Origin of the sequence: Bacterioplanes sanyensis (assembly GCF_014652515.1) — a bacterium.
GTDB lineage: Bacteria > Pseudomonadota > Gammaproteobacteria > Pseudomonadales > Oceanobacteraceae > Bacterioplanes > Bacterioplanes sanyensis.
The window spans coordinates 295,604-313,136 of record NZ_BMYY01000001.1; the positions used below are offsets into that span (position 1 = coordinate 295,604).

At 51.5% G+C, this 17,533-nt stretch carries 12 protein-coding genes and 1 riboswitch; of the genes, 3 read left to right on the top strand and 9 right to left on the bottom strand.

Features of this window, described 5'->3' with window-relative positions:
* The first annotated feature begins 41 nt into the window (after positions 1-41).
* Positions 42-701: a hypothetical protein gene (locus IE090_RS01470; RefSeq protein ID WP_189386566.1), complete on the top strand. Its 660-nt coding sequence runs from the start codon at positions 42-44 to the stop codon at positions 699-701.
* Positions 702-737: 36 nt separating this feature from the next.
* On the opposite strand, the gene IE090_RS01475 is transcribed toward IE090_RS01470, so the two are convergent.
* Positions 738-1,349: a trimeric intracellular cation channel family protein gene (locus tag IE090_RS01475; protein WP_189386567.1), complete on the bottom strand. Its 612-nt coding sequence runs from the start codon at positions 1,347-1,349 to the stop codon at positions 738-740.
* A gap of 23 nt (positions 1,350-1,372) precedes the next feature.
* A riboswitch (glycine riboswitch) is annotated at positions 1,373-1,476 on the bottom strand.
* 190 nt (positions 1,477-1,666) lie between these two features.
* On the opposite strand from IE090_RS01475, the gene bla reads away from it, so the two are divergent.
* Positions 1,667-2,521, top strand: a complete 855-nt coding sequence (gene bla / locus IE090_RS01480) for a class A beta-lactamase (protein WP_229815320.1) — start codon at positions 1,667-1,669, stop codon at positions 2,519-2,521.
* 39 nt (positions 2,522-2,560) lie between these two features.
* Here the strand turns inward: bla and gcvP are convergent, their stop codons facing one another.
* The 8 genes from gcvP to IE090_RS01520 all read right to left on the bottom strand — a co-directional run bounded on the left by gcvP (position 2,561) and on the right by IE090_RS01520 (position 14,068).
* Positions 2,561-5,455 (bottom strand): aminomethyl-transferring glycine dehydrogenase, encoded by a 2,895-nt coding sequence (gcvP, locus tag IE090_RS01485; protein WP_189386568.1) that lies wholly within the window; start codon positions 5,453-5,455, stop codon positions 2,561-2,563.
* A gap of 62 nt (positions 5,456-5,517) precedes the next feature.
* Entirely contained in the window at positions 5,518-5,901 is a 384-nt protein-coding gene (gene gcvH / locus IE090_RS01490) for a glycine cleavage system protein GcvH (protein WP_189386569.1), read from the bottom strand.
* A 97-nt stretch (positions 5,902-5,998) separates the two neighbouring features.
* Entirely contained in the window at positions 5,999-7,096 is a 1,098-nt protein-coding gene (gene gcvT / locus IE090_RS01495; RefSeq protein ID WP_189386570.1) for a glycine cleavage system aminomethyltransferase GcvT, read from the bottom strand.
* A 124-nt stretch (positions 7,097-7,220) separates the two neighbouring features.
* Entirely contained in the window at positions 7,221-7,856 is a 636-nt protein-coding gene (locus IE090_RS01500; protein WP_189386571.1) for a TetR/AcrR family transcriptional regulator, read from the bottom strand.
* 90 nt (positions 7,857-7,946) lie between these two features.
* Entirely contained in the window at positions 7,947-9,560 is a 1,614-nt protein-coding gene (locus IE090_RS01505) for an ABC transporter ATP-binding protein (protein WP_189386572.1), read from the bottom strand.
* Positions 9,560-10,936 (bottom strand): ABC transporter permease, encoded by a 1,377-nt coding sequence (locus IE090_RS01510; RefSeq protein WP_189386573.1) that lies wholly within the window; start codon positions 10,934-10,936, stop codon positions 9,560-9,562. The genes IE090_RS01505 and IE090_RS01510 overlap by 1 nt, the downstream gene beginning before the upstream one ends.
* Positions 10,933-11,907, bottom strand: a complete 975-nt coding sequence (locus tag IE090_RS01515) for an ABC transporter permease (protein WP_189386574.1) — start codon at positions 11,905-11,907, stop codon at positions 10,933-10,935. Before IE090_RS01515 ends, IE090_RS01510 begins: the two co-directional genes overlap by 4 nt.
* A 7-nt stretch (positions 11,908-11,914) precedes the next feature.
* Complete coding sequence (locus tag IE090_RS01520) at positions 11,915-14,068, bottom strand: ABC transporter substrate-binding protein (RefSeq protein WP_189386575.1); 2,154 nt, start codon at positions 14,066-14,068, stop codon at positions 11,915-11,917.
* Between the two features lie 843 nt (positions 14,069-14,911).
* Here IE090_RS01520 and IE090_RS01525 point away from each other — a divergent pair.
* Entirely contained in the window at positions 14,912-17,527 is a 2,616-nt protein-coding gene (locus IE090_RS01525) for a TonB-dependent receptor plug domain-containing protein (protein ID WP_189386576.1), read from the top strand.
* Positions 17,528-17,533: the final 6 nt, after the last annotated feature.

A 17,533-nucleotide genomic window follows, 5' to 3' on the forward strand; every position in this document is an offset into this window, starting at 1 on the left:
ATAAATGCCTCAGCAGGAAGATAGCATAACAGGATGATTTGATGAAAAAGCAATTGATGGCTGCCTCAATGCTGGCGCTGACTGTGAATAGCGCCCAAGCGATGGATATATATACAGGCGTTGGTGGTGGCGTAGGTTTGGGGCTTGAAACCTACGATATTGAAACCAGAAGCGGTTATGGCAGTCTGGATGTGGGTGATAAAGACGTTGGTTTAAAAAGCTTTAATCAGCGCATTCTATTGGGCATGGTGTTCCCCGGTAATCATCGTATTGAATACAGCCTGAATCGCATTGGTGTCAGTTATAACGACGATGCACTGAGTGGTTATGAGCACGATGAGTTTGATTCTGCTACCTATTACGGCTTTGAAGTGGATTGGCTGAAGTGGGTAGGCAGCTCTGCCATGACACCTTATGTGGGGGGCGGTGTCGGCCTCTATGGCTGGAATGATAACGAGCACATTACAGTAGACGGGCAAGATCTGGAACTTGGCTGGTCTTTGGCCTTGGCCATGGGTGGCACGATGGATTTGTCGTCGTCAATGAAGCTTGATATTGGTGGCAAGTTCCGTCGTTTTATCTGGTACGATTTTGAGCCATACAATGACAGCGATGGTATGTATGCTCGCAGCTCATCCTTGGTAATCAAACCACGCACTAACTTGTTCACCTTGGATATGAACCTACTGTTTGGCTTCTAACCTAAGGAGAGCCAGTTGGCTCTCCTGCCTTGGTCTTTATGCCGTGGCCTTCACCTGAAACGTCGGCAACTGCCAATGCCAGCGCAATGCACACATTCGCAGTAACACCCCAACGCTAAAGGCGGCCAATAAGGTGCTGTCTTCGTTGATGCCCAGGTGGCGCAGTTGCAAGTACAGCAAGGCAACGATCAGTGACACGCTGGCGTAGAGCTCGCGATGCAGCACTTCAGGTTCGCGCTGACATAAAATGTCGCGCAAAATGCCGCCAAATATGCCGGTAATGATGCCGGCCATGACCACTACGGGCAGCTCGTACCCTAGCTCTAAGCCAACGTTACAGCCAATCAGAGTAAAAGCCACCAGACCAATGGCATCCAGCACCAAAAACAACTGTCGCAATTTATGCACCCAGCGCACAATCAGCCAAGTGAACAGGCCAGCGCCAATGGTGAGGTAAATATATTCAGGGTGGCGGGTCCAGTTAACGGGAAAGTTGCCCAGCAAGACATCGCGTACGGTACCGCCGCCCAGGGCGGTTAAAAAGGCAATTAAAGAAACGCCAAATAAATCCATTTGTCGTCGACCGGCGGCTAAGGCGCCCGTCATGGCTTCAGCGGTAATGGCAATCAAATAGGCGAGGGTCAGCATGCAGTACTCCTGCAGTTATCTGTGCCCCTCCCCCTGTCCGGTTACCTGAGAGTTTAGCAATGACCACTCAGACATTGCTTGCCCCGTCGGTGGGTTGCTGTTGCAACCGCTCTCCAGTTGGCGTTTTAGATGCCGCAGTCCGGGTGCCTGAGCGTTTATGGGAGTTTGCGCCTTCGGCGAGGCCTAAGCCTTCTCTCCTGCGGGGCGAGCATAGTAATAATTCGCAGAGTAAATGGCAAATGACGCCAGTATGGAGGGCGTGTCATTTTTTCCAGCGGTGAAACGCCGTAGAATCGCGCTTTTTAAGGACAGTGCCCATGTATTGTAGATTTCTAACCACCATGGCTTTGATCGCGGCTTGGCTGCCCGCTATGGCGTGGGCGGATTGGTCCAAGGTAGAGCAAGTTACGCGAGGCATCGAGCGTGATCTAGAAGCCAGAGTTGGCGTTGCGTTGCTAGCACCCAATGGCGATTTGGCCTGGTCGTATCAGGGCGAGCAACGTTTTGCGCTGACCAGCACTTTTAAAAGCCTTCTTTGTGCGCAGCTGTTGGCCTCTCCAAATATGAATAAGCAAGAAGTGACGGTTAAGCAGACGGATATCGTCAGCTACGCGCCCGTTATGAAAGAGCGTGTAGGTGCTACCATGGCGTTGCCTGAGCTGTGTGCCATCACCTTGGCGACCAGCGATAACAGCGCCGCCAATTTAGTGCTAGATGCCTTAGGTGGTCCGCCCGCGCTCACCGAGTTCTTGCGCCAGCAAGGCGATGACATCACCCGCTTGGACCGGCGAGAAACACAGTTAAATAGCGCCATTCCTGGTGATGAGCGCGATACCACCACGCCCATCGCAATCAGCAAAACCCTGCATCGCTTACTCGTCGCTGAGGGCTTGCCTAAAGCAGCGCAGCAGCAATTGCGCTCGTGGATGCAAAACAATCAGGTGGCCGATGGTTTATTGCGCAAGGTGTTGCCCAAAGGTTGGCAAATAGCCGATCGCAGTGGTGCTGGCGGTCATGGTGCGCGTGCAATAACGGCGCTGGTGTGGCCGCCGGGAGTTGAGCAGCCTTGGGTGATAGCGATTTATATGGCTGAAACCGAGGCCAGCTTTGACGATAGAAATGCCGCCATAGCCAGCATAGGGCAGCAACTATTTAATCAGCTGCTGAGATGATAAAAAACAGCCGGCAGAGCCGGCTGTTTTTTTTGAGGATTAATCCTCGTAGTTTTCGATGGCTGGGCAAGAGCAAATCAAGTTGCGATCGCCATAGACATCGTCAATGCGGCCGACACTGGGCCAGAACTTGTGCGCCCCTAGGTTGCGGCTGGGGTAGGCGGCAAGTTCACGGCTGTATTTATGCGGCCAATTGCCGGCAATGGCTTCGGCAGTATGCGGTGCGTGCTTCAGTGGGTTGTCTTCACTGTCCAACTCACCACTGGCGACGGCGTCGATTTCACCCTTGATGGCGATCATAGCATCGGCAAAGCGATCAATTTCCGCCATGCTCTCCGATTCCGTTGGCTCGATCATAAAGGTGCCCGCCACAGGGAACGACATGGTCGGTGCATGAAAACCGTAATCCATTAAGCGCTTGGCAATATCTACTTCGGTAATGCCGGTTTCGGCTTTAATGGGGCGTAAGTCGACGATGCACTCGTGCGCCACACGACCATTATCACCACTGTACAAAATCGGGTAATGGGCGCTTAAACGCTTGGCCAAATAGTTGGCTTTTAACAGGGCATTTTGGGTTGCTTTACGCAGGCCATTGCCGCCCATCAAGGTAATGTACATCCAGCTAATGGGTAAAATACTGGATGAACCAAACGGCGCTGAGGATACCGGCCCATTGCCCGTTGCGGCGTTTTCGATCGGGCGCTGTAAATGGTTCGCCACAAACGGCGCTAAATGATCGGCCACACCAATCGGACCCATGCCAGGGCCGCCACCGCCGTGGGGAATAGCAAAGGTCTTGTGCAGGTTCATATGGGTAACATCGGCACCAATATGACCTGGAGACGTGAGGCCCACTTGGGCATTCAAGTTAGCACCGTCCATATATACTTGGCCGCCGTGCTGGTGAATCAGGTCGCAAATTTCTTTAACGCCTTTTTCATACACCCCGTGAGTAGAGGGGTAAGTCAGCATCAAGCAAGACAGTTGCTCGCTTAACTCTTCGGCTTTGGCTTTTAAATCAGCAAAATCAACGTTGCCATGCTCGTCACATTCCGTGACCACCACGCGCATGGAAGCCATTTGCGCCGAGGCCGGGTTGGTGCCGTGAGCCGAGCGTGGAATCAAGCACACATTGCGATGACCTTCACCGCGGCTTTCGTGGTATTTTTTAATCGCCAGCAGGCCGGCGTATTCACCTTGCGCGCCAGAGTTAGGTTGCATGCAAATGGTGTTAAAACCGGTAATGGTTTTTAAATAATCGTCCAGCTCGGCGATCATTTTTTCATAGCCGACGGTTTGCTCACGCGGGGCAAAAGGATGGATGTTGGCAAACTCAGGCCAGGTCACCGGAATCATTTCCGTGGTAGCATTGAGTTTCATGGTGCACGAACCCAGGGTGATCATGCTGTGGTTCATGGCTAGGTCTTTCGCTTCCAAACGCTTCATATAGCGCAGCATTTCATGCTCGGTGTGGTAGCGATTAAAAGTCGGATGCTCTAGGAACGGTGTGTCGCGTTGCACGGCTGCTGGAATAGTATTGGCAGTTTGCACTTCGCCATCCAATGCGTACACATCCAAGCCATGGCCTTCGCCCAGCATGACATCAAACAACTGCTGTACATCGCTAGCCGTGACTTTTTCATGCAAGCTCACACCCAGGGTGTCGCCTTGGTCAATGCGCAAGTTAATGCCGGCTTGTTGGGCGCGTGCCAGCACCGCGTCTTTATCTTTAATCTGCAGGGTAAGGGTGTCGAACCAATGCTGATTAACAATAGTCAGGCCTTTGCTAGTTAAGCCTTTGGCAAGAATATCGGTTAGGCGATGAATGCGTTGGGCAATGGTTTTAAGGCCATGCGGGCCGTGGTAGACGGCATAAAACGACGACAAATTCGCCAGCAATACTTGGGCGGTACAAATGTTGGAATTCGCCTTTTCGCGGCGAATGTGTTGCTCGCGGGTTTGCAATGCCATGCGCAGCGCAGGTTGGCCGTTGGCATCGACGGAAACCCCGATAATCCGGCCCGGAATTGAGCGTTTAAAGGCATCACGAGTGGCAAAGAAGGCCGCGTGTGGGCCACCAAAGCCCATCGGCACACCAAAGTGCTGAGCGTTGCCCAGTACAATATCAGCGCCCATTTCACCCGGTGCTTTGAGCATGACCAGTGCCATTAAATCCGTGGCAACAGCAGCCAAGGCATTATTGGCATGCAGCTTGGCAATCACGTCGGTGAAATCCTGCACATCGCCATCTTTACCCGGGTATTGGAATAAGGCGCCAAAAACGTCATGGTCGCCTGCTTGCTCGGCGGGGCCGACCATTAACTCCCAGCCAAAGGCATCGGCGCGGGTGCGAACCACGTCGATGGTTTGTGGCAGACAGTTTTCATCAATATAAAAGATGTTGGACTTATTTTTCTTAACCGAGCGCTTGGCCATTGCCATGGCTTCCGCGGCGGCAGTGCCTTCGTCTAGCAAAGAGGCGTTGGCCAACTCCATGCCGGTAAAGTCGATCACCATTTGCTGGAAATTCAGCAAAGCTTCTAAGCGACCTTGGGCAATTTCTGGCTGATAGGGCGTGTAGGCGGTGTACCACCCCGGGTTTTCCAGTACGTTGCGCAAAATCACCGGTGGAATAATGGTGTCGTGATAGCCTTGGCCAATGTAGCTTTTAAACACCTGGTTTTGCTCGGCTAGGCTGCGCAAATAGGCCAAGGCTTCGGCTTCATTGCGGCTGTCAGCAATATTTAGAAATGGCTCACGCAAAATATCATGCGGCACAATTTCTGCCGTCAGGCTGTCGAGGGACTCAGCGTCAATCGCCTTCAGCATGGCATTTTCTTCGCGTGCATCAGGGCCGGCGCCATTGCTGCCGATGTGACGGCCAACAAAACTGTCGTGCTGTTCCAGTTGTTTTAAAGACAATGTGGTCATGGGCTTGCTCGTACTAAAAAAACGGGGAGAGAGCCGGGCAGGTTAGCCCGGCGGGTGGGCGATTATTCGCACTCGGCGGCGTAGTCTTCAGCGCTCAGCAGCTCGTTCATGTCGTCTGCATTGGCCAGTTCCATGCGGAAGAACCAAGCTTCGCCGTAGGGGTCTTCATTGACTTTTTCTGGCGCATCCACCAGTGCTTCATTAATGGCGATGATTTTACCCGGCAGTGGGGCGTAAATATCAGAAGCTGCTTTAACCGATTCCACCACAGCGATGTCGTCGCCTTCGCCGACTTCGGTGTCCACTTCTGGCAGTTCAACAAAGACCACGTCACCCAGTTGCTGCTGCGCGTAATCGGTAATGCCAACGGTTACGCTGCCGTCGTCCTCTAAACGCAGCCACTCATGGGATTTTACGTATTTTAAGTCTTGTGGAATGTTGCTCATCGTATCTCTCCTGTTAGCTTGCGGCGCATTGCACTCTCGTCGTGGCCGCTCGTCATCGCCGCGGGTATCTTGGCGGCGGTGTTTTTGTATGGGTGAATTATTCGCAGACGATTTTACCGTTGCGGACAAAGGGCAGTTTTACTACTTTGGCGGCCACCAATTTACCACGCACTTCAACCTGACAGCTATCGCCGGTTGCACGTGGCACGCGCGCCATGGCGATGGATTTTTGCATGGTCGGAGAAAAGGTGCCGGAGGTGATTTCGCCATCGCCAACGCCCTCGACCACCACTTTTTGATGGGCGCGCATAATGCCGCGGCCTTCTAAAATCAGGCCCACCAGTTTGGGGCTGTCGCCGGCTTCTTTTTCGCGAGACAGTGGGGCACGACCGTTAAATTCACGCTCGGCTGGCTCCCAGGCAATGGTCCAACCCATGCCGGCTTGCAGCGGGCTGACGCTGTCATCCATATCGTTGCCGTATAAGTTCATGCCGGCTTCCAAGCGCAAGGTATCGCGTGCGCCCAGGCCCGCAGGCTGCACTTGGTTGGCTAATAATGCTTGCCAGAAATCGGCGACTTGCTGCTCAGGAATCATGATTTCCAAGCCGTCTTCGCCGGTGTAGCCGGTGCGGGCAATAAACCAGCCATCGCAGGGCAGGCCCTGGAAAACGTTTAGGTTTTGCACCAACTCGGCCATGTGAGTACGACCCGTGGTGTTAAAAATATGGGCGACGGTGGCGATGGCGCTTGGCCCTTGTACCGCCAACATGGCCAGCTCTGGGCGCTCTGTTAGGGTGACGTCAAAGCCTTCGCGTTGCTGCTCCATCCACGCCAAGTCTTTTTCTCGCGTGGCGCAGTTCACCACGGTGCGGTAGCCGTCTTCGGTTAGATATACGATTAAGTCGTCGATGACGCCGCCTTGCTCGTTCAGCATGCCGCTGTAGAGGGCTTTGCCTGGGGTTTTGAGTTTATCGACGTTATTGGCCAGCAAACGCTGCAAATAGGCTTTGGCGTCACTGCCGGTGATGTCGACGATGGTCATGTGGGAGACGTCGAACACGCCGGCTTGCTCGCGTACGGCGTTGTGTTCCTGAATTTGCGAACCATAGTGAATGGGCATATCCCAGCCACCAAAATCCACCATTTTGCCACCCGCTTCGAGGTGCTGTTGGTACAGTGCGGTCTGTTTAGCCATAGTGCGCTGCCTTACTGCCATGTCATAAAAGGGCGGCAGTATAGCGTGTTGCTGCGCGGCGAACACCCCTGGGATGAGCCAATCCCGAACGGTAGTACCACTTTGGTCTTAGGTAATTTTTGCCTTATTGGTCAGTATTTTTCATCAGATCTGGCGGCTGACGACAAATGGCGCGGGTTGCCAGGTCGATCATATTGTTGATCAGCTGGTCATTGCTGAGTGTGAGGCACTGGCGTTGGTAGAAACCATCAATGGCCAATGAGGCGAAACCGTGAATGGTCGACCAGCAGGTGTTGGCCATTAATTGCGCATCTAACGCGAGTAACGAGCCGTCTTGAATGCCTTGCTCAACCAAGTCGAGCAAAACAGCAAAGGAATCCATGCCCGCCGCCATTAACTCTGGGTAGTCTTGCCGGTGTTCAATGCTCTGGCCGAAGGTCAGTTTATAGCGCTCCGGGTTGGCAATGGCGAAATGTAAATACGCCAAGCCGCAGAGACGGATGTTTTCGGGTGTTGAGGCATCTGCTTGCAGCGCTGCCTGGCAGTGCTGAGCCAGCTCATTAAAGGTTTGAATGGCAATTTCGACCAGTAACCGATTCTTATCAGCAAAGTGGCGATAGGGCGCGGTTTGAGACACACCGACCTCGCGAGCAATAGCACGTAAGCTGAGCTGCTCAATGCCGCGTTGGCGAATCAATAACAGTGCCGCGTCCAGCAGAGCTTGGCGTAAATTACCGTGATGATAGGAGGCAGAGTTCATGCGGGACCTTGGGTCAAATGATCAAATCATTCAACCCAAGGATGTGTGCGCTGTCAACTTAAGGCCGGGCAGTGCCGGCCATCAGGGCCGTTAACTCGCGTGCTCTAGAGGCGAGCGCGGTGCGGCAGCCAACAGTTGTTGCGTGTACGGATGCTGGGGTGAGCGCATGATTTGCTCAGTGGCACCCTGTTCGACGATTTGGCCGTTTTTCATTACCGCAACGCGGTGCGCTAGGTGTGGAATGATGGACAAATCATGGGTAATAAACAGGTAAGAAACGCCCAGCTCATCCTGCAGCTCACGCAGCAAATCCAACACTTGGCCACGAATCGATACATCCAGTGCAGACGTTGGCTCGTCGCAGATGATCAGCTTAGGGTTCACCGCCAGGGCGCGGGCAATGGCGATGCGCTGACGCTGACCACCCGAGAACTCATGCGGATAGCGATTTAAATGCTCCGGCAGCATGCCAACCCGATCCAGTAAGCGCTGCATGGTCGCTTCGCGTTCCTGCTCATTTTGGCCGACCTCTAAGCTGAGCATGCCTTCTTCAATGATCTCGCGAATGCTCATGCGCGGGTTCATCGAAGAAAACGGGTCTTGGAAAATGATTTGAATATCGCGGCGCAGCGGCATAAAGGCTTTGCGATTCAGGTCTGTAATTTCCTGGCCGTCAAAGCGAATAGAACCACCATAAATCTCGTTTAAGCGCAGGATGGCTTTACCTGTGGTGGTTTTACCCGAGCCAGATTCGCCTACCAGAGCCAAGGTTTCTTGCTTACCTACGCTAAAAGAAACGTCATCGACGGCCTTCGTGTGGCCCACCGTGCGCTGCAAAATCCCTTTCTTTTTCGGGAACCAGATTTTCAAGCCATCAACACTCAACAGGTTGTCTTGGCTGTTGGCACTCAGGTAGTGATCCATGCCCGGTAGCGAGTTGATCAGCCGGCGGCTGTACTCATGCTGCGGGTTTTTGAAGAAAGTATCGCGGTCGGCTTGCTCAAGAATTTCGCCGTATTGCATCACTGCCACACGGTCGGCCATTTCAGCCACCACGCCCATATCGTGGGTGATCAGCAATACGCTGAGATTGTGGCTTTTGCGCAATTTATCGAGCAGCTCTAGGATTTGACGCTGAATGGTCACATCCAATGCCGTGGTGGGTTCGTCGGCAATCAACAGCTCTGGCTCACACGCCAAAGCCATGGCAATCATAATGCGCTGCTTTTGACCGCCCGACAGCTGATGCGGATACCACTTCAGTCGCGCTGCAGGCTCAGGAATACCGACTTCTTCCAACAGAGAAATCATTTTCTGATTCATCTCGCTGGCGGCAATGTCCTGGTGCAACTGGATCACTTCTTTCAGCTGATCGCCAATGGTTTGCACTGGGTTAAGCGAGCTTTGCGGCTCTTGGAAAATCATGGCAATGCGCTTACCGCGCACGTCATTCATTTGTGCTTCCGTGAGGCGGAACAAATGCGTATCACGCAGCACAATACTGCCACCTGCTACCTGCAACGCATTGGGCAGTAAGCGCATGATAGACAGTGAAGTCAGCGATTTACCGGAGCCCGACTCACCCACCAAGGCGAAAATTTCGCCTTGGTCAATATGAAAGCTGATGCCTTTGACCAGCTCGTGGCCACGTTGGCCAACGCGTACTTTGAGGTCATTAACCTGCAGTACTGTATTGTTAGTCATCAGTTACCCTCCTTTACAGTCCGCGGGTCAAAGGCGTTACGTACTTCGTCTGAGAACAGGTTGGCAGCCAATACCAAGGTGAACATCAACAAGAAAGCTGAAATCACTGGCCACCAAACAAATGGGTCGCGGGACAGTTCCGAGCGGGCGGCATTAATCATGTTACCCCAGCTGTGCATGCTTGGATCGACACCGACACCAATGTAAGACAGCAGTGCTTCGGCCAGTACAAACATACTGAAATCCAGCACCAGGGCGATCAGAATAATGTGGGTAATGTTGGGCAAAATATGACGGCTAATAATGTTGCCGTGGCTGACACCAAAGGCATGCGCCGCTTGCACGTATTCTAACTGGCTTACCTTAAGTGTTTCGGCACGCAACAGGCGGCACAGCGTGGTCCAGCTGGTTAAGCCTAAAATGGCGCACAAGGCTAAGAACTTAAAGTCTGAGCGCAAAATCGTCAGATTAAACTCTTCAGCATTGGTTTCGATGTAGACATCCACCAACAGCACCGAAGCGGCAATCAATAGAATGCTGGGGATCGAGCTTAAGGTGGTGTACAGATATTGCACAATATCATCGACCAAGCCTTTAAAGTAACCGGCACTGATGCCCAAAATAATGGCAAACGGCAGCGTTACCATGGTGGCCAGAGTACCAATCAATACACCCGTGCGAATGGCTTTAATACTGCTGTACATCACGTCGGCACCGACCTTGTTGGTACCCATGACGTGATAAAACTCACTCAACTGAATCACCCAGCAAGTGAACATGCTCAAAATAGCAATGGTGATGTAGGCGGCTTTCCAAGGGATGCCATTGTCTCCATCGCTACCGCGCAGTACGTATTTATGCAGACCAATCAGCACTGCCGCAATCAATAGCCCAGTCATCAGCGCGACCAAGGTGCGCCACAAGATATCGCCCGTGCGCTCGGATGGGTCGTCTAGGTGTTTGCCTGCATGCTCAAGACGCGGGTAATCGCGGTAAATTGAGCCATCGTCAGCTTCTAGGTTTTCTTTAGCAAACGAATAAATGGCAAATGGCGCGGAGTAGGTCTTTTCATTGCTTTCATGCAGGTTATGCAGCACGACATCCAAGACCGACTTTACTTCGCTACTGTACGCCGTGGTTTGCTCGCCTTCGCCAGACGGTGGCAATGCTTCGCGATAGTGCAGTGAGTCGAGCAGTGCCACCAGCACGTAAAAAGCAATGACCACAAAGCTGACCATGCCGACTTTACTGGTGAAAACAGAACGCCAGCGCTCACGGGTTTGTGGGCGCTTACGGAGTTGAATTAAAAAGGCAACGACGCTGATCACCAGTAGGTAAATCAGGACGTCACTCCAAAGAATAACCGGCTTGATCATGACAACTTCACCCTCGGATCAACCAATGTGTAGGAGATGTCGGTCAGTAACAGACCAATGATGTAGAGGACAGACCCTAAGAAAACCATGGAGCGCACAATGGCAAAATCCTGTGCGTTAATGGCGTCTAGGGTGTAGCTGCCAAGACCGGGAATACCAAAGAAGGACTCCACCAGCAGGCTGCCCATAAACAGTGATGGAATGATTACCACCACACTGGTCAGTACCGGGATCATGCCGTTCGGCAACAAATGACGGAACAGAACGGTTAACTCAGGCACACCTTTAGCGCGCGCGGTACGAATGTAATCTTTATTCGCTTCTTCAATAAACACCGTGCGGTACAAACGTGTACCAGCACCGATACCTGCGATGACACCAACAATCACCGGCAGAAGAACGAAGCGCCAAGGCTCCTCAGGCAAGTAGCCCGAAATAGGCACCAGTGCCCACAGCTTGGCGAAAAAGAACTGACCACCAATCACATAAAACACCGGTGAAATCGATAGCAGCATCACGCACAAAGCCATCGCTGCGACTTCAAAGCTGGTGGCACGGAACATCACCACCAGCAAGGCAACGCAGATATTGACCAGAATGCCGACAATAAAGGTCGGGATGGATACCGCCAACGATGGCCACATGCGCTCTTTGATGTCAGCACTGATGGAGCGGCCCTCATCGGACTTACCGAACTCAAACGCCAGTAGCTTGATCGACTTTTCAAAGAAGATGGTTTGGGTCAAGGTACCCATACCCTCTGCTTCACTATTAATAAACAGCGGCTGATCGTAGCCACGTTCTGCTTTCCACTGTTCAATGTCTGCTTCGGTGACGTGCTTTTCACCCAGCTGTACCCGCGCCATTTGGTCTGGGGTATTGACCATAAAGAACAAAGCGAAGGTCAGCAGATTAACGCCAATCAGAATTGGGATGGCGTACAACAAACGCCGGATAATATAAGTAGCCATGAATTAATTATTCTCCAATCGTCTGTTTCTGGCGGCGCTGATACACCATGATGGCGGGGAAAATAAGGGCAGCCAGCAACAAAATCACCAACACCAGAGGCACTAGGTTGGGTTTGTTCCATTCGCGTTGCTTTTGCTGACGCAGCTCAGGATCAATCTTGATGTATTTCAAAGTGGCCTTAGAAATACCGTGCAGCTTGCTGTTGCTGACCCAAGCATTATTAAGCATGTAGTCATGACCGTGGAACATGGATGTCCAAGGCGCTTCAGTACGCAAAATATCAATCATTTCGCGAATAACCTCCATGCGCTCAGGACCGTTTGGCAACAGCTTCATCTGAGCAAACAGCTCATCGTAGCGAGCGTTTTTGAAGTTGGTGGCATTGACACCAGACTTGGAATCTACCTGTGCATTCGGGCCATGCAGCAGGAACAGGAAGTTTTCAGGATCTGGGTAATCGGCCAGCCAACCAAAGAAGAAGATTTGCGCGTTACCGGTTTCCAGTTTTTCTTTAAAGCGGTTGTAGTCGGTGGCGCGAATATTGAGTTGCAAATCAATTTTGTTGAATTGCTTCTGCATCCACGCCAGGCGCGCTTTGGTGCTGCTGGTTGAGGTAATATCAAGATTGAGCACCAGCGGCTCGCCGGTTTCGGCGTCGCGGCCATCTGGATAACCGGCTTCAGCCAGCAAGCGTTTAGCTTCTTCAATGGATTTGCGCTGTGGCTTGCCATCTACCCAATCGTAAACCAGTGGGTTAATGCCTTCTTCGCCGACCTGATGACCAAAAATACCAGGTGGAACAGGGCTCATGCCTGGCTCACCACGGCCATTAAGGAAAATCTGAATAAACTCTTCAGTGTCGTAAGCAATGGCAATGGCCTGACGCAGTTTGCGTGCTCTTTCTGAGTCACCACCGACAACCGGGTCAAGCATGTTCATGCCGAGATAAAAGGTGGAAGGGCGCGTCGCTTTGTCGAGATGCACGCCTTTAGAACGCATGTCATCGCTAAGATTAATGCCATCGCTGCTCATATCAACCGCTTGGTCGAAGCTGTCATTGCTGATGCCAGAGCGGTCGTAGTAGCCCTGCATAAACTTGGTCCAAATGGGGATGGCTTCTTTTTCTAAGCGGTACACGGCGCGGTCAATAAAGGGCACTTTTTGGCCAGCATCGGCCAGCAAACCGTTATGCTGATCTTCTGGCATACCCTCTGTCGGGTAGAAATCGTCGCGGAAATTAGGATTGCGCTGCAGCACAATTTGAGAGTTCGGGTTGTTTTCCACCATCATAAAGGCACCGGTACCGACTGGGTGCCAGTCGAGGGTGATGTTGCGTTCAGGCAAGCCAGGCAGGTGATAGAAGCGGTCAACTTCCCAGGGTACGGGAGCAAAGAAATGGAAAGCTAACCAATACTGGAACTGTGGGTATACACCTTTTAACTTAATGCGGAAGCGGTAATCGTCGACCTTTTCCAAGCCTGCCATTTCCAGTTCACGCAAGTCCAACCAATCGTTGCTGCCCATGTTTTCACGGCGGGCGGCGACCTCTTCGCTGAACTCTTTCATGCCCACAATGTATTTACTTAGCAGACCGCGCAGAGGGGCCAGACGTTTGGGGTCGGCCAGGCGTTTGATCTGATAAATGTAATCATCCGCGGTCAGCTCTTGGGTACCCATTTCGGTGAAATCTTTCAGAGTACGGTAAGCGCTGCTTTCTTCGGCATTGGCAAAGTCGTAATAAAAGCTGCCATCGTCGTTGCGCGCAAAAGAGGGATGCGGTTGATACATGATGCCAGGCTTAAGTGTGAGGTCATAGACACTGTAAGCTGGGTTTTCAGCATCCTCGGGTAAGCGGTTGCCCTCTTCGTCAAGAAAATAGAGCTCGGGCATCTGGGTAAGCGTGGCCGGCTCTAGCTCATACGGACGTTTAAGGTAGTGATACTGCAGCGGCGGCTCGTACACTTGGTCGATGAACTGAGATTCATCAGCACTGTAGGAGCGCGCTGGGTCCAAATGTTTTGGACGTTCGCTGAAGTTGGAATACAGCACCACTTCATCGCGGTCTGCACTGGGGTGTGGGTTATTCCATATTGCATCGCCACAGCCACTCACCATTAAGGAGAGGGCCAACAATGCGCTAAGTCGTTGAACAAGGTTCATGGTGATTACTCGGACTCGGTTACTGTGACAGCTTGTGGCCGCTACACAGCCAGTTCGGTTAATTTATCTAGGTTACTTCTGCGTTTCGCCGCTCGCATAAAACGACGAAAAATCAGAGGCTTCCAAGTGCCTATTGGGCAGCGTTGCATCCCTTAGCATAAAGTAAGCCAGCAGTGGTAAGCCGCTGGCAAAGTCGGCAAATGTACGGCTTTGCCCTGGGTCTGGCAAGTCGCATTGGTACTAATACGGGCTCACTTATGGTGCTTGAGTCTCGCTTCTAATACCTATATCACCAAGAGCATATGCCCATGTGGCAGGCCCTGTGGCCGACGTTACCGGCGTTTGTTGGCCTCGATTTGCACTCGTTCAAACTCACGCAGAATCAAAGGCTTGCAGATTCTTATAGGGTTATTAATAGAAATGTCTATATTTCGAGGGGTAACACTTGTTTGTTAACTCATGGCTACGAAAGGTTACACATGCACCAATTTGTTACCTTGTTGTTACCGGATGCATCAAAGTGGTGCGAAAAACAAGGGGTGGAATCGAAGAAAGTTCGGATGTGGCCCAATAAGAAAAAACTAATCAGCAAAAAGTGCTGAAAGTGCCGCTCAGCCCCATGTTGATGGGTTTATTTATTTAGTGAATGATCAGGTTGTTTATAATTTATGGAACTGACTAGCAACTCTATATGAACTATCTGTTACATTGGCCCATGTTCTGCTTTGGGAAGCCTGAAAGTTTCCGTTACAGCGGAGATAAAAACAGACGTGTTGCGTGACATGCAGCACCGAGAACGAAGAAGAAGCCTCGACCAACGGGCTTCAACTTGGAGAGAATCTAATGAGAAAAACCCTTCTGTCCCGAGCCATTATCCTCGGTTCGATCGGTACAGCATCCTTGGCCGCTGTGCCAATGGTGTCGATGGCTGCAGAAACCCAGTCAAAAGAGGTCATCGAGGAAGTAATCGCAACTGGTTCACGGATTTCAACCACTGTCAATGATTCACCTCGCCCAGTTACCGTTCTAGATGGTGATGCAATGGCGGCTGCTGGTTTGGAAAACGTCGCAGATGCTTTGCGCAACACGCCATACAACTCGCTGGGTTCTTATCGTGAGCAGTCTGGTTCCAGCTTCGGTGGCGCCGCTTTGATCGATTTGCGTGGCTTAGGCGCAGACCGCACAGCTGTGTTGATTAACGGTCGCCGAGTCCCTGGTACGCCTTTTACTGGTTCTTCAGCAGTTGACTTGAACACCATCCCTATGTCAGCAGTAGAGCGGATTGAGGTATTGACCGATAGCGCCTCAGCTGTTTATGGTGCGGATGCCATTGGTGGTGTTGTTAACATCATCATGAAAAGCGATTACAACGGCACCAAAGTCAAATACAGTCGTGAGCAAGGCTCACATGGTGATGAAAACACCAATGCTGTGAAAGTGACTTATGGCGCCTCAGATAAGGACTCTAGCCTAGTATTCTCCCTCGATTGGCAGCGTAAGGACCCTGTGTATGCTGCGAATCGCGACTACTCGAAGTCAAGTTTCACTAACGATAAGCCGGCTATTTCTTCAACTAGCGGTATCAGTGCGGGTGGTAATACCGGATTTAACACCGAGTTTACCGAGTCTTTCCTAGTCGATGACTGTTCGCGAGACGGATTTGTGATCGTTAAGGATGCATTTGGCACTTCTGGTGACGTGTGTGGTTATGATTACACCAGCTCTGCTGCTATCACGATGGGATCTGAGCGCTTCTCCACTTTTATGAATGCGCGCCAGAATATTGGTGAAACCCATACTCTGTTTTTAGAAAATCGCATCAGTAAAATGGAAACTTTCGGTCGATTTGCACCAGCCGTTGGTTTCTTCCGTATTGCTGAGGATGCGCCGCTGAACGACCGTGGCGAAGCTTATGACTTGTTCCACCGCTTTACAGCGCATGGTCCTCGTGACGACAGTACGACGGCTATTCAGTTTGATACCACTGTTGGTATTGAAGGCCAAATATTCGATACAGGTATCAACTATAGTGTGGCTGCTCAGCAGTACAACTATGACGCTAACGAAGAGGGTCGGACCTATATCATCAAGTCTGAGATTGAGCGCTTGGTGGCGGATGGTGAGTATGACTTCCTGAATCCGAGTAGCGAAGACAACCGTGACGCTGTGAACAAGAGTGCGGCGACACTGTCTCGTGATCTGGCCACTGACTATTACGCCTTCATGGTTAACTTCGATGGTGAGTTGGACTTTGGCTTAAGCTCAAACGTAGGTTGGGCGGTTGGTATCGAAACCGCACGAGAAGAGTATCGTGACTTGTATGATACTCAACGCGAAGCTCAGAACATCATCGGCTCTGCTGGTAACTCTGCTTCTGGTGATCGTGATCGCTGGGCGGCCTATGGTGAAATGTTCCTGCCGATTACTTACGAGTTTGATGTAACTGTTGCTGCTCGCTTTGACGACTACAGCGACTTTGACTCTCAGTTGTCTCCGCAAATTGCATTGCGATATTCGCCATTTGAGCGCCTGACTTTGCGTGCTTCTGCTGGTCAAGGGTTTAAAGCCCCAAACCTGACGGACATCTACTCGAAGCCTGCGCAATCATTTGAAAACTTCAAAGATACCACTCGTTGTGCAGCACAGGGCATTTCTGATGATGACTGTGAAACAGCCCAGTACGAAGTTTACCAAACGGGTAACCCTGAGCTGGAGGCAGAAACTTCAACCTCGATCAACTTTGGTATATTTGCTGAGCCAGTTGATAACCTGATGGTTAGTTTGGACTGGTACCAGGTGAAAGTAGACGATGTGATCGCTAGCCTCAGCGAGCAAGACATCATGACTCTGGAGCAATCTGGTAGCTTGCCAGCTGGTATTATTGTTAACCGTAACCCTAGTGAAAATGGCGTTCCGGGTACACTGTTGCGTTGTGTAACAGGCAATCCCCCAGAGTGTGGTTTGATCAACGCCGTGGCCAACCTGAACAGCCAAGAAGTTAGCGGTATGGACTTGCGTGTTCAGTACAGCCTCGATACCAACTTTGGTATCTTTAACCCTGAGTTGCAGGTGGCAAAACTACGCACCTATACAGAAGAAACCCCTTTCGCAACACTGCGTCGCGTTGGTACAGCAACCAGCTCAACGGGCTATCCTGAGTTTCGCGCCAGTGCAACCATGGGCTATTCCTACGGCGCTATTGATGCCAACTGGGTATACAACTACACCGACGGTGTAGAGACGTCGACTGGTGATAAGTACGACGCTTGGGGTATGCACACTGTAAACGTTGTTTGGAATGCAATGAGCAACGCCAAAGTATCCTTCGGTATTCGTAACGTGACAGATGAAGATCCATCTATCGCTGGCGACAACTGGGATGCATCCCGTGAGATTGCGCTGAGTCTCTATGACACGGCAGGTCGCACGTTCTTAGGTTCTGTTGAATACGAGTTCTAATTAAAT